Origin of the sequence: Oceanobacillus sp. FSL K6-0127, from assembly GCF_037983385.1 — a bacterium.
GTDB classification, from domain to species: Bacteria; Bacillota; Bacilli; order Bacillales; family Amphibacillaceae; genus Oceanobacillus; species Oceanobacillus profundus.
This window is the reverse complement of the sequence record NZ_CP150287.1, coordinates 4,292,643-4,307,471: the sequence shown is the minus strand read 5'-3', so window position 1 is coordinate 4,307,471 and position 14,829 is coordinate 4,292,643. Positions and strand designations below refer to the sequence as shown.

8 protein-coding genes are annotated in these 14,829 nt (G+C 34.7%); all 8 read left to right on the top strand.

The features are described 5' to 3' along the window. Window positions 1-11 precede the first annotated feature (11 nt). The 8 genes from MHH64_RS20920 to MHH64_RS20885 all read left to right on the top strand — a co-directional run bounded on the left by MHH64_RS20920 (window position 12) and on the right by MHH64_RS20885 (window position 14,670). Complete coding sequence (locus tag MHH64_RS20920; RefSeq protein ID WP_340002396.1) at window positions 12-1,634, top strand: acylphosphatase; 1,623 nt, start codon at window positions 12-14, stop codon at window positions 1,632-1,634. Window positions 1,635-1,661: 27 nt separating this feature from the next. After that, entirely contained in the window at window positions 1,662-3,305 is a 1,644-nt protein-coding gene (locus MHH64_RS20915) for an acylphosphatase (protein ID WP_251661604.1), read from the top strand. Between the two features lie 133 nt (window positions 3,306-3,438). After that, window positions 3,439-4,488, top strand: a complete 1,050-nt coding sequence (locus MHH64_RS20910; RefSeq protein WP_251661602.1) for a CapA family protein — start codon at window positions 3,439-3,441, stop codon at window positions 4,486-4,488. Between the two features lie 59 nt (window positions 4,489-4,547). Continuing rightward, window positions 4,548-6,086, top strand: coding sequence for an acylphosphatase (locus tag MHH64_RS20905; RefSeq protein WP_251661600.1), 1,539 nt, complete (start codon window positions 4,548-4,550; stop codon window positions 6,084-6,086). 161 nt (window positions 6,087-6,247) lie between these two features. Next, window positions 6,248-7,702, top strand: coding sequence for an acylphosphatase (locus MHH64_RS20900; protein ID WP_251661598.1), 1,455 nt, complete (start codon window positions 6,248-6,250; stop codon window positions 7,700-7,702). 51 nt (window positions 7,703-7,753) lie between these two features. Continuing rightward, window positions 7,754-8,800, top strand: a complete 1,047-nt coding sequence (locus MHH64_RS20895; RefSeq protein ID WP_251661596.1) for a YheC/YheD family protein — start codon at window positions 7,754-7,756, stop codon at window positions 8,798-8,800. A 218-nt stretch (window positions 8,801-9,018) separates the two neighbouring features. Beyond that, on the top strand, window positions 9,019-11,295 hold the full coding sequence (locus MHH64_RS20890; protein ID WP_251661595.1) for a peptidoglycan-binding protein: 2,277 nt from the start codon (window positions 9,019-9,021) through the stop codon (window positions 11,293-11,295). Between the two features lie 144 nt (window positions 11,296-11,439). Beyond that, window positions 11,440-14,670 (top strand): peptidoglycan-binding protein, encoded by a 3,231-nt coding sequence (locus tag MHH64_RS20885; RefSeq protein WP_340002395.1) that lies wholly within the window; start codon window positions 11,440-11,442, stop codon window positions 14,668-14,670. Window positions 14,671-14,829: the final 159 nt, after the last annotated feature.

Here is a 14,829-nt window from a genome sequence, read left to right as displayed (position 1 = left end):
GAGGAAATCAGATGGAAGAGAATCGTGCAGAATGGTTGTCACACCTTTCCAATGAAATTGTTTCAGATGCACATGGGAACTTATTAGATGCATATGTTGTTGCGCTCGAAGGATGGAGAAGAGGTCTAACACTTAGATGGCATGTAAAAGACTCTGAAAAATTTAAAGAGATGAAAACATGGTTTGTAGATAAACCTGGGCAATTATTTTCTTTAAGTTCGAAAGATAGAACACATTACTTCTTTCGCACACGAGGTGACAAAGTAACCAATGAAGCTGTAGATATTGGACGAGATAAAGAAAAGACGAAGCAAGCCTTACTCAAAAATGGGGTATCTGTGCCAGAAGGCAAGCAGTTTACAGAAGAAGCTTCAAATGAGGAAATAGTAGATTACGCATCCCATCTAGGTTTTCCAGTTGTAATAAAACCTACTGATGGCAGCTTCGGCAGAGGTGTTATCTCTAATATTACTAGCAGTGGTGAATTTGAGCACTCATTGGAATATGTACGTGGAAATCTTGGTTACCAAGACGTAATTGTGGAACAATACATACCAGGTAAAGAGTACCGCATGTATGTTGTTGGTGATGAGGTTGTTGGAGCGATGAACCGGATTCCACCAAATATTACGGCTGATGGAATAAATTCTATTAAAGCATTAATTGAAATTAAAAATGAGGAAAGAGGACTTAACCCTCGATTAGTAAGTTGTCCAATTCTTGTGAATGAAGAAGTGGAAGATTTTATCGGGCGAAAAGGATACACACTCGATACAATTCCGGAAAAAGGATTACATGTTGTGCTTAGTGATAAAACGAATATTTCGTTAGGTGGGGATCCAATCGATGCATTGGATGAGATGCCTGAATATGTAAAAGAGGCGGCAGTCAAGGCATTGCATGCTGTTCCGGGTCTTGAACATGGTGCGGTTGATCTGATTGTACATCAGGATAATTCAAATGTCTATATTATTGAGCTAAATCCAACTGCGCAACTAGGTGGTTTGCTCTATCCAATTCAAGGTAAATCAAGAGACATTCCAAAAGCAATCATTGATTATTATTTTCCAGAAACTAAAGGAATAAATACTGCTGAAGTAAATACATTTTTTGATTTCCATGATGTGCTTGATCCGTTGCAATCAAGAGATGCATTTGTTACTACGGTAACTCCATGTCCCCAAGAAAAACTATATACCAAAAAGTATATAGTAAGTGGAGATGTACTCGATATTGGGTACCATCGTGGGCTGCGAAAACAAGCCTTTGAACGTTTTCTGCACGGTTATATCATGACACTTGAAGAAGGCGATATTGAGGTTGTCGTGGGTGGCACTGATCCAGAAATGGTAGATGATTTTAAAAATGGATTTTGGGAAGACGAAGAACGCGGGCAAGTCTTTGAAATACAGGTAGATGACTATTACGAACCGATTAAAGTCGGCTTTGAAATTAAAACAGATTTAAAAACGCAAATTGAAGATCTAAAGATGTATAAGCAAGAGCTTGAAGCTACAGAACGTGAACTAAAAAAAGCAGAATTGAAACGCAGAAAGTACTATAGTAGTTTATCCTGGAAAGCAACGATGCCAATTCGATTAGTAGGATCAATCACAAAAAAATTAAAAAACTAACAGGGTGCTACATAGGAGGAAATGGAAATGAAAGAGAAGCAGCTGGGAATTAGTTTGCCACAGCTTACAAATGATATTGTGAGAAATGCTCGAAAAACTCGATTAGATGCTTTTGCAGTTGCCCTGGAAGGCTGGCGAAGAGGTTTGAAGCTCAAATGGTATACAAAGGACTCGGATCATTTCAAAGATATGATTATTTTTGGGGTTAACCCTCCAGGTAGATTGTTTTCATTAAGCTCAGATAAAAAGACACATTACTTTTTTAGAACACGAGGAGATCTTGTTACTAATGAAGCAGTTGAAATAGGGTCTGAAAAAGATGACACGAAGATTTATCTTGAAAAAGCAGGTGTTCCTGTTCCAAAAGGAAAAGGCTTTGCACCAGACGCAACGAACGAAGAAATCATTGCATACAGTAATGAGTTAGGTTACCCGCTTGTATTAAAACCAACAAATGCAAGTTTAGGTAATGGTGTGGTAACAAATATCCGAGATGAAGAGCAGTTAATAAAAGCAATTCATTATGTTCGTCATGAATTAGATTATGATGAAGTAATTGTTGAACAGTATGTAGTAGGTAAAGAATACCGTGTTTACGTTGTAGGAGATAAGGTAATAGCAGCATATAATCGAGTTCCTGCAAATATTACTGGTGATGGGGAGCACACCATTGAAGAGTTAATTGATCTGAAAAATAAGGTGAGAAAGCAAAATGCGCGACTAAATAGCTGTTTAATTCATATCGATAATGAGATTCTAGATTTTATTATGGATGCCGGCTACACACTGGAAAGTATCCCAGAAAAAGGTGAAATAATCTATTTGAGGGAAAAAACAAATGTATCATCTGGTGGAGATCCGGTTGATGTAACGGATACATTGTCAGAAGAGTATAAGCAAGTCGCAATTGATGCGTTAAAAGCTATTCCTGGCTTTCCACATGCTGGTGTCGATATCATTGTAAATGAAGGTGAAGACGTTGCTGAATCTGTAGTTGTAATCGAGTTGAACCCAACAGCACAAATAGGTGGTGCACTGTTTCCAATTGAAGGGAAATCAAGAAATATTCCTGGAGCAATAATTGATTACTATTTTCCTGAAACAAAGGGAACAAATACAGATAAGTCAAAGATTTATTTTGATTTAATAACTGTTTTGGAGCCTTTGGAAAATAGAGCAGCACTTGAAGTAGAGGTAGCTCCTGCACCGATAGGCAGACTTTATTCTAGGAAATATACGGTCTATGGGGATGTACAACGATATAATTTCCATAATTGGTTGAAACAGCAAGCACTTGACCATAGTTTACATGGCTATGTAAAGAGCAAAGTGTTTGATGAAATTGAGATTGTAGTTGCTGGAACAGATAAAGAAACGGTTAGCGGATTTAAAAAAATTATTGAACAGTATCCTCAAGGCTCTAACGTATTAAAAATTAATGAAGAGAGCTATGAAGATCCAGTAACGGTTGGGTTTGAAATATCAGAGCAATATAACACATCAAATATTAAATCTGTCCAGTATGCTTTAAGGAAGATGGATAAGGATTTGCAGAGACTGAAGAAGCAAAAGGATAGAATTGAGAAGGATAATCAACATATTTTGAGTAGTACATCATGGAAATATACTGAACCAATTAGGAAAATTAAAGAAGCTATTAAGCAAAAGTAGCTATTTCTAAACTTCTAAATGTCTGTAAATATGATTTTGCCTGTTTAAAATCCAATACTTAAGCAAATTTGTTAAATATACTTTAGTGAAGAGTTTTAGAAGAAATTAAAAAGGCAATAAAGGGGAGGTAATTATGGGAAATAATACAAGAAAAGTAACAATTGGAGCAACTGGTGATATTTTACTTCATGATCGGGTATATAATAAAGCGAAATTGGAAGATGGTAGTTATAATTTTACAGAAATGCTTGCAGCAGCTAAACCACTATTTAAAAAAGATCATTTAATTATAGCGAATCAAGAGTCAATTATTGGTGGAGCAGAACTGGGAATTTCTAGTTTCCCACATTTTAATAGCCCTATTGAAATAGGCTATACATTAAAAGATCTTAATGTTGATATTGCAAATATGGCTAATAATCACGTGATGGATAAAGGAGAAGAAGGTATTCTAAAAGCAATTGAAAATTGGGAAAAAATTGGGATGCCATACGTAGGCGCTTATAAATCCAATGATGATAGAAATACACTGCGAATTTTCCACAGAAATGGCTTGAAAATATGTTTCCTTGCATATACAAAATCAATGGGAACTGTAAAGAGACCTAAAGATAAGGAATATCTAGCAGGAAGTTTTGCTGATTATGGAGTTAAGTGGATCCGAAGAATTATAAATAAAATCAAAGGTCAAGGTCTTGCAGATATTGTTGTACTGTCGATGCATTTTGGTAAAGAATATGCAATGCTTCCAACATCTTTTCAAGTAGAGACATCAAGTAGTTTATCTGACACAGGTGCTGATATAATTATAGGTCATCATCCACATGTGCTACAACCTCCTGCTTATATTGTAAACTCTAAAGGTGAAGAAACCTTTGTTGCGTATTCTTTAGGTAATTTCTTCTCCGGTCAAAAAGGAATTTACAGGCAGATTGGAGCATATATGACAGTTGATGTTGAGAAACCAGAGAATAGTAAAATGACGAAAATCAGCAATCCTAAATACACTCTTACTTATGTAGATAGTGGAGATAAAAAAGACTATAAGCTTCATTTATTAAAAGACATTGTTGATAGACAAAAAACAATTAAAACCGATGTTGGAGAGTTTGACTCGCAACAAGTCTATGATCGGATGAGAAATCATATGCAACATTATATTCCTAATTTGGACATCTCTTAAGTTACAGGTGTAATTATGTTATTAGAAAAATTCTCAAAGAAGGAAGGGTTTTAAATCCGATGAAAATAAAGAATTGGTTATCACACTTAGAAACCTCAATTCCTGAAGAAGCAAGGGGCTATACAGTTAGTATGTATAGCATTGCGTTGGAAGGATGGAGAAGAGGGCTAAAGCTCAAGTTCATCAATGAAAACAGAAGAAAATCTGAGATCCGTTATTCATTGGCATCTAAAGACCGAGAACATCGTTTTGTAGTTTCGCGTGGAGATTTAACTTCAGTGTCAACAATGAAGATTTGTAGGGATAAGCATACGACTAAAGAGTATTTGCTAAAGGCAGGAGTACCCACACCTGAAGGACGAATTTTTAAAAAAGAAGTACTGGATGAAGAAATAATATCTTATGCAAAGACACTTGACTACCCACTTGTTATAAAGCCAAGCGATGGAACAGGTGGAGCAGGAGTTATCGCTAATATAAAGGATGAAACCGAATTTAAAAATGCGTTATCTTATGTTAGATATGATTTAGACTACTCTGAAATTATTGTTGAGAAATTTTTTAAAGGAGTAGATCACCGTGTCTATGTTGTTGGCGATAAGGTAGTAGGTGCAATAATTAGAACCCCAGCTAATGTGGTAGGTGACGGAAAAAGCACAATACAGCAATTGATCAAACTAAACAATTCTGAAAGAGATAAGAACCCAGCACTTTTCCGTAGAGCAATTAAAATAGATAAAGAATTACACGATATGTTGGCAGAAAAGGATTATAATCTGGATAGTATTCCAAAAGAAGGAGAGAGAGTCTTTCTTAAGTCTAAAGCAAACATCTCTTCTGGTGGTGATTCCGTAGATGTTACAGATGAGCTTACAGATGAAATCAAAGATATTACAATTCAAGCGGTGGCCGCAATACCAGGATTAAAGCATAGCGGTGTAGATATTATTGTAGATAAAGAAAGTAATACAGCAACAATAATTGAAATAAACACACAAGCTAGTATCAATAGCCATCTATTTCCGATGGAAGGTGTATCAAGAGATATTCCAAAAGAAATTATTGATCTTTACTTTCCTGAAACAAAAGCAAACCATAATAAAGATGGTCAGCTATATTATTTTGACTTCCATCATATCTTTGAGGCTTTTCAAAATGGATATGCAGAAGAATATATAATACCACCAATGCCAACCGATAATACTACTGCAACAAGATTTATTGTTGAAGGAAAAATACAGAATGTAGCATATGAGACTTGGATTCGAAATCAAGCAAAGAAGTTTAAATTACATGGTTATGTTAAAAATTTATCAAATGGAACAACATCAATAATAGTCTCAGGGAACAATGAAAATGTAGATAAATTTAGAAAAGCCATTAATAGTGGTGCATCTAAAAGAGCTATAGTATCTAGTGTTAAGGAACGTTCAAGAAAGTCACCTGTTAAAATAGGCTTTGAAATATTAAATCATGGTACCCAAAACAATGAAGAAACTACAAAAACACCGTTACAAACAGGACAAACTTTACAAGAAGGTTATTATCCTGTAAAAATTGATGATGTTCGAATTAGAAGAAAAAGAGTATCAAAATAATTGAAGATAATGTAAAGTTTCTAAGTGTTAGTATTAAAGGAAGACCTTTTACCAATGAAGTAGCATCAGTGCTTGAAAGGAAAAATGGTCTTCCTTATAGATTATTCAATGATAAAGAATAATTGGTATAACTAAAACTTTGATATTAAAAGGAGAAAGTTATGAAAAAAGGCGAAGTACAACTATTTCCACATCTAAATCATGATGTTGTAAAAGACATCTCAGGTTTTAAGTTATGTTCATACCTAGTTGCATTAGAAGGTTGGAGAAGAGGGTTAGAGCTTAAGTGGTATAAAGACGAAACTGAATTATGTAAAATGGATAGACTAAATAGCAGTACGCAGGGAAAGTTTTACTCACTAAGTTCAAAAGAAAGAAAACATTATTTTTTCAGATCTAGAGGGGACATTGTATCTAATAAAACGGTTAGAATATGCCAAAACAAAGAGACTACTAAAGATCTCCTGAATGAAGCTGGAGTACCGATACCGTTAGGTACTGTATTAAGTAATGATAAAGAAATGGTTGAATATGCAGAGCAAGTTGGTTTTCCTGTGGTAGTAAAGCCACTTAAAGGAAGTATGGGGAAAGGTGTTTATACAAACATTAATACTATCCAGGAATTAAATGATGTACTTTCAGAATTACGTTCAACTTTAAAAGATACAGAATTGATGATTGAGAAATATTATCCAGGAAAAGAGTATCGAATCTATGTAGTTGGTGACAAAGTAATAGGAGCAACAAATCGTGTTCCGGCTAATATCGATGGGGATGGGATTCATTCAGTAGAAGAGTTGATAAAAATAAAAAATAATGAAAGAAAAAAGAATCCGTATTTAGCTCCAAAACCAATAAAGGTCGATTTTGAAGTACGTAATTTATTGAAAAGTGCTGGTTATGATTTAAAAAGCATACCTAAGAAGGATGAAAAAGTGTTTTTAAGAGATAAGAGTAATCTTTCTTCTGGTGGAGACCCTATAGAAGCTACTGATGAATTATCAACAGAAGTTAGACAAATCGCTGTCGATACCTTAAAAGCCTTGCCTTCTATTCCACATGCTGGTGTAGATATTATTGTTGATCCAAAAGATAATAGAAAAGGTGTAGTACTCGAAGTAAATGCAACGGCCGAAATCGGTTTTCATTTGTATCCTTTAGAGGGTAAAGCAAGAGACGTCCCATCTGCAATTATCGATTATTACTTCCCAGAGACTAAAAATATGAAGCGGTCTTCTTTCTATTTTGATTATCTCAGTGTTATAGAACCACTAAAACAATGGGCAGCTGAGGAAGTCAAAATTGCGACAGCACCAGAAAGAAGCAAGTTCATAAAGCATATTACAGTTACTGGGAAACTGAAAAAAGTTGGCTATATGAGCTACATTAAAAGACAGGCATTGAGAAGAGGTTTACATGGATATATACAGCAAATTGATGACAACACAATCGAAATAAAGTTATTAAATGGTAATGAACAAAACTTGAATGGATTTATTGAAGTGTGTAAAAAAGGATCGAAAAAATCAAAAGTACAAAGTGTTTTAGAAAATGATTTACAAGTAAATGTGGAAATCCCTCAGAAAACAGGGTTTCATATTATTTCAACTAACTAGAAAAAAATAAGACAGTTATTTTATACATCTAATTCAAGAAGGAGAAATAGTATGAGAGTTGGCTTCATGACAAATTTTAATAAACCAACAAAATTAGCAAAAATTACATCATTAATAAGCAAAGCATATGGCATTGAAATGATTTATTTGCGGCCAAAAGATATTATAATGGAAGAGAACAAAGTAAAAGGGAAGGTATATATTAATAATAGTTGGGAAGAAAGGATAGTTGATATTCCTTCTTTTATTGATGTAGTTCCTTACTGTTTTAAAAAAGAAAATCGTGAAATTATGAATTACCTAAAGGATAAAACTTTCTTATCAGATAACCGTTCAAATGTCATAAGCAAGATACAATTACAAGACATGTTGAAAGATGATCAGGAATTTTCGCATCTAATAATTCCTACTCACAATGTAAAAACATCTAAAGATATCATTCATTATCTAAATGAATATTCTTCTATTGTGCTAAAACCATTAAAAGGAATTCGCGGAAGAGGAGTATATATTTTAAACAAAAATAGTAATCATTATACCGTTGGGTTTAAAACAAATGAACGAGAAATGAATGAAAATCAGATTGCTACTTTCTTTGAAGAAGAGATAGAGGGGAAAAGTTATATACTTCAAAAGTATGTTCAATCTAGAACATTACATGGAGATCCATTCGATTGTAGGGTTCATGTCGAAAAAGGTGAAGATGGTAAGTGGCACAGTGCAAGAAGTTATATAAGAATTGGCATAGGACAAAAAGTAATATCAAATGTTAACCAAGGCGGAGGAATAAGTGAACCAAAGCCATTTTTGAAAACGAACTTTGGAGAAGAAAAATGGACTTTGATTAATAAAAAATTAAAAAAAATTGCAGTAACATTACCATATAAGGTCGAAGAACTAAGAGGTACACATATTATGTCTCTAGGTATGGATATTGGTATTGACAAAGATGGCGAACTTTACTTATTTGAAGTAAATGATGGACCAGCCACAGCAGCTTTAATTTCAGAAGTTGCATACCTAAGGAGTAATTATTATAACCATATTTTGAATGAATTGGGAAAAACATCAACTAAAAAAGAGTTGTATGATAAATAATCTGAAAAAGATTATGAATTAATAGTGGAAGAGAGCATTAATCGTCTATATTTAAAATTATATGGACATTCATGCTTTCTTTTTTTGGTCTGTTGATTGTTATGAAGTTATCAAGTCTAGTAAGGTGCAACTAAAATAAGTAGGAAAAAAGTATTAAAAAAAGGTAATATATTGTCGATATTAGAAAAGTAATCTAAATTAAAGGAGGTGAAACTAAAGTGAAAATAAATAAGGTTATGATTCTAGGATTCTTATTATTTGTTTTTTTCCACTTTAGTCCGCATACTGCAGAAGCAAATTCAGATATAGATAACGATCAGTTAAATAGTGCTACAACTTCAGGAGATGAAAAAAATGAAGAGAAAGTTAGTTTTCCGGATGAAATTGAAGATAGGTCCTCATCTGAAATAGGAGAACCATTGGAAAATGAAGAAGAGGAAACTGGCTTAGATAAAGATACCCTAAAAAGTGAGAATTCCGAAGAAGATAATATTAACGAAGCTATCCCAGAGGTCGAAGTAACAGAAGAGAATTTCTATGAAGACAAGGAATCGGCTGAACACACTACGGCTGAAGAGGAGTCTAGAAAAGAAGCAATTGATAGCAAGGAAGAAGATTCTATAGAGGAAGACCTAGTAGATGAAAATGAAGAAATTCAACTAGAAACTTTTTCGGCTCAAGCTGCAGTGGCTCCATTCCAACAGGGCGATCGTCATAATGATATTGTGGGTATCAAAAAGAAATTGAATAAAGTTGGCTTCAGCGGCATTACAGAAACTACTTTTTTTGGAAGCTGGATGGAAACGCGAGTTCAACAATTTCAATCTTATTATGGATTACCTATAACAGGAAAGGCTGATGATGCAACTTTAAATAAGTTAGACGAAGTATACAACAGCCCTTTCCAAAAAGGAAAGCGTCATAAGGATATAACCACTTTAAAAGAGAAATTGAATCGTGTAGGGTATGGCTATATTACGGTTACAACACTTTATGGTTCCTTTATGGACAAACAAGTAAGGAAGTTTCAAAAGGATTATGGATTACGAGTCAATGGCATAATGGACGAAATTACGCTTGAAAAACTGAATGCAGAAGTTGTTAACGCTCCATTCCAACAGGGCGATCACCATAATGAAATCGTAGAAATTAAAAAGAAGTTAAACCGAATTGGTTTTGGTGGAATTTCGGAAACTACTTTTTTTGGAAGTTGGATGGAAACGCGTATTGAACAGTTTCAATCTTATTATAGTCTATCTGTAACAGGAAAAGCTGATGATGCAACACTAAAAAAGTTAGATGAAGTGTATAATAGTCCCTTCCAAAAAGGAAAGCGCCATAATGATATAACCACTTTAAAAGAGAAATTGAATCGTGTAGGATATGGCTATATTACGGTTACAACACTTTATGGTTCCTTTATGGACAAACAAGTAAGGAAGTTTCAAAAGAATCATGGATTACGAGTTAATGGAATAATGGACGAGGTTACACTAAAAAAACTGAATGCGGAAATAAGCAAGACACCTTTCCAAAAGGGTGACCGTCATAATGATATCGTGGGTATCAAAAAGAAGTTAAACCGAATTGGCTTCGGTGGAATTTCGGAGACTACTCTTTATGGAAACTGGATGGAAACACGTGTTAAACAGTTTCAGTCCTATTATGGAATTCCTGCGACAGGAAAAGCAGATTCAGCAACAATTAAGAAATTAGATGAAGTGTATAATAGTCCGTTCCAAAAAGGTAAGCGTCACAGCGACACAAAGGAATTAAAGGAAAAGTTGAATCAACTTGGCTATGGTTATATTAGCGTAACAACGCTTTATGGTTCCTTTATGGATAAACAGGTAAGGAAATTTCAAAAAGATAATGGCCTACGAGTAAATGGAATTGCCGATGAAGTGACCTTGGCAAAAATTAATAAATCAGTTAATAATAATGTTGTGAAGATATTCTTAGACCCAGGTCATGGTGGACATGATTCTGGAGGACAAGGATTTGGCCTTAATGAGAAAAATATCGTATTAGACATCGCATTAAAAACTGCAGAAATTCTGACAAAGCAGTATATTGGAGTAGAAATAATGCTTTCCCGCACTACTGATAAGTTTATTGAACTAACAGAAAGAGCTAATATGGCAAATAAGTGGAATGCTGATTACTTCGTAAGTCTTCATACTAATGCTTTTGACGGTAAAACTGGTGGCTTTGAATCTTTTATTCACAATGGAAATGTAAGTAAGGAAACAAGAAACAGGCAGTCTGAAATACACAATTATTTAGCAAAAAATCTACCAGTTAATGATCGAGGAAAGAAAACAGCTAATTTTAACGTTTTACGTAATAGCAATATGCCTTCTATTTTGTTAGAGTATATGTTTATCGATAATAAGAACGAGAATTCTCTGTTAAAGAGTTCAAGTTATCGACAATCATTAGGGAAATTAACAGCGGATGCTATTGCAAATTCTTTTAAACTGAAAAGAAGATAATTACAATTTTGGAAGATGAGGATTCTATTTCGATAGAGCCTCATCTTTTATTAATGAAAAATAACATTAATCAGCTTGAAAAATAGTAGAAATATGTCGATACTAGAATAGTAATCTAAATAGTAAAAAGGAGGTGAAACTAAAGTGAAAACAAAGAAGTTTATAATTCTAGCTGTCTTATTATTTTCCTTTTTCCACTTTAGTCCACAATACGTAGGTGCAACATCTGATGAGGTTAAAGAACAGATAAATGTAGAAAAGACCGATGAGCTTGATGTATCAAACGAATTACAAGAGGAAAAACAAACTGAAGATAAGGATGAGCAATCTTTACCTGAAGTAGATGAACCATCAGAGAATGAAGAGATAGAAAATGGTCCAGAAAAAGCAGATCTTGTAGAAACAGAAACATCAGAAGAGGGAAACTCAGATACGGAAGAAGAACTGTCTAAGCATGAACCTGTTGAAGAAGAGAAGCCAGCAACAGAAGAGGCAGATGAGCCCGTTGAGGTAAAGGAAGAAGAATCTGTAGAAGAGGATTCAGTAGAAGAAAGTGAATCAATTCAACTTGAAACTTTTTCGGTTCAAGTTGCGGAAGCTCCATTCCAAAAAGGTGACCGCCATGATGATATCATTAAAATCAAGATAAAGCTAAATAGAGTAGGTTTTGACGGGATTTCAGAAACAAATTACTTCGGTAGCTGGATGGAAACACGTGTAAAGCAATTCCAAGCGTATTATGGCCTATCGGTAACTGGTAAGTCAGATACAGCAACGATCCAGAAGCTTGATGAAGTATACAATAGTCCATTTCAAGAAGGAAAACGTCATAATGACACGGTTGTTTTGAAAGAAAAGCTCAACCAACTAGGCTATGGTTATATCAGTGTGACAACACTCTATGGTTCTTACATGGATTCGCAGGTAAGGAAGTTCCAACGTGATAACGGTCTACGTGTGAATGGAATCATGGACAGCATCACGCTGAAAAAACTTAATGATCTAGCTGAACAGACGCACTTCCAAAAAGGTGATCGTCATAATAACATCGTTGAAATCAAAGTGAAGCTGAACAGAGTAGGCTTTGATGGAATATCAGAAACAGATTACTTCGGAAGCTGGACTGAAACACGTGTAAAGCAATTCCAAGCGTATTATGGCTTATCGGTAACTGGTAAGACAGATACAGCAACGATCCAGAAGCTTGATGAAGTATACAATAGTCCATTTCAAGAAGGAAAACGTCATAATGACACGGTTGTTTTGAAAGAAAAGCTCAACCAACTAGGCTATGGTTATATCAGTGTGACAACACTCTATGGTTCTTACATGGATTCGCAGGTAAGAAAGTTCCAACGTGATAACGGTCTACGTGTGAATGGAATCATGGACAGCATCACGCTGAAAAAACTTAATGATCTAGCTGGACAGACGCACTTCCAAAAAGGTGATCGTCATAATAACATCGTTGAAATCAAAGTGAAGCTGAACAGAGTAGGCTTTGATGGAATATCAGAAACAGATTACTTCGGAAGCTGGACTGAAACACGCGTAAAGCAATTCCAAGCGTATTATGGCTTATCGGTAACTGGCAAGACAGACGAAGCAACAATCCAGAAGCTTGATGAAGTATACAATAGTCCATTCCAAAAAGGAAAACGTCATAATGATACAGTTAGTTTAAAGGAAAAATTGAACCGTGTTGGTTATGGTTATATTACAGAAACCACACTATATGGCTCCTTTATGGACAAGCAAGTAAGGAAGCTTCAACGTGATAATGGTCTGAGAGTCAATGGAATCATGGATAATGTCACACTGAAGAAACTTGATGAGCTTGTGAACGAAACACCTTTTCAATTTGGTGATCGACATGATGATATCGTTGGAATCAAAGTAAAGCTAAATAGAGTAGGCTTTGATGGAATATCAGAAACAGATTACTTCGGAAGCTGGACTGAAACACGCGTAAAGCAATTCCAAACCTACTATGGATTATCAGCAACTGGTAAGACAGACAAAGCTACATTGAAGAAATTAGATAATATATATAATAGTCCATTCCAAGAAGGAAAACGTCATAATGATACGATTGAATTAAAAGAAAAACTTAATCAATTGGGTTATGGTTATATTACCGTAACAACGCTTTATGGTTCTTATATGGATAAGCAAGTTAGAAAGTTTCAAAGTGATAACGGACTTAGAGTGAACGGAATAGTTGATGAAGTAACTATAGCTAAGATTAATGAGGCTATTGCAAACAAAACAATTATTAACTATACACGCTACAACTTAACCTTACAAGAAGCTTTAAATATTCAGATGGCTATCACAAATCCACCGCCTCAGACGGATCTATATCGCAGTTCACCGGCATATATAAGTGGTAACTATCTTGAAATTAGCCAATCAGGTGCTATATATTCAGGCGGAAATGTTAAGGTTCGGACTTTACCTAAGCTGATTGCGTCAACTCACAAATATACGCTTGCACCTGGAACAAAGGTTACAATATTGGAAACAGTAAAAGGCGATGCATATGATGGAAGTACCGATTGGTATCGAATAAGATACAACGATCAAATTTTATATGCTCATACTCTTCTTGTGGATCCTAACGCAACTATTGCAACAACTACTGCTAATTTAAATGTTCGATCTGAGCCGGGCAGTAATTCACATGTTTATGGTGTTCTTTCAAAAGGAACAGAAGTAAATGTAATTAGTAAGACAGGGAATTGGTATGAGATATCTTACGGAACTTGGAGAAATGCAACCCAATCTGATACAGAGTTATATTTAAATCCAGATAATAATGATGAATTTCAACATTTAGATTTATCATCTACAGCTGGAGCAACTGTAGCAGAGTTAAATGCATTTTTAAAAGGAAAAGGTATTTTAGAAGGTTTGGGCCAAGCATTTGTCGATGCAAGTAAAGCACATAATGTAAACGAGTTATACTTAGTGTCGCATGCATTGCTTGAAACAGGAAACGGTACTTCCAAGTTAGCGACAGGTATTGAAGTTAACGGGAAAAAGGTTTATAACATGTTTGGCATTAATGCATATGATTCTTGTCCTGAAACCTGTGGTTCTCAGAAAGCATATGAAGAAAATTGGGATACTCCATACAAAGCTATTGTTGGTGGGGCAAAGTTTATAGGTGAAGACTATATTCATAATGCAAATAAGCAAAATACACTTTATAAAATGCGTTGGAATCCTTCAGCAATGGAAGCTACTGGAAAATTTGGCAGGCAATATGCAACTGATATAGGTTGGGCTGCAAAGCAGGTAACGAATCTCAAAAATATGTATAATACGTTAGGCAACCCATTATTTAAATTTAATATTGTACAATACAAATAATCTATAACTCTATTTGTCTAGCTCTTTTGTAAGAGCTAGACTTTTTATGTTCTTCTAATAGTGCAGTATGAGTGCAGTATTCTATATATAAAGATATACTTTCCTATATTTTATGTTAAAATAAATAAGACTATATCAAACTACTAAGTAGGTGCACAC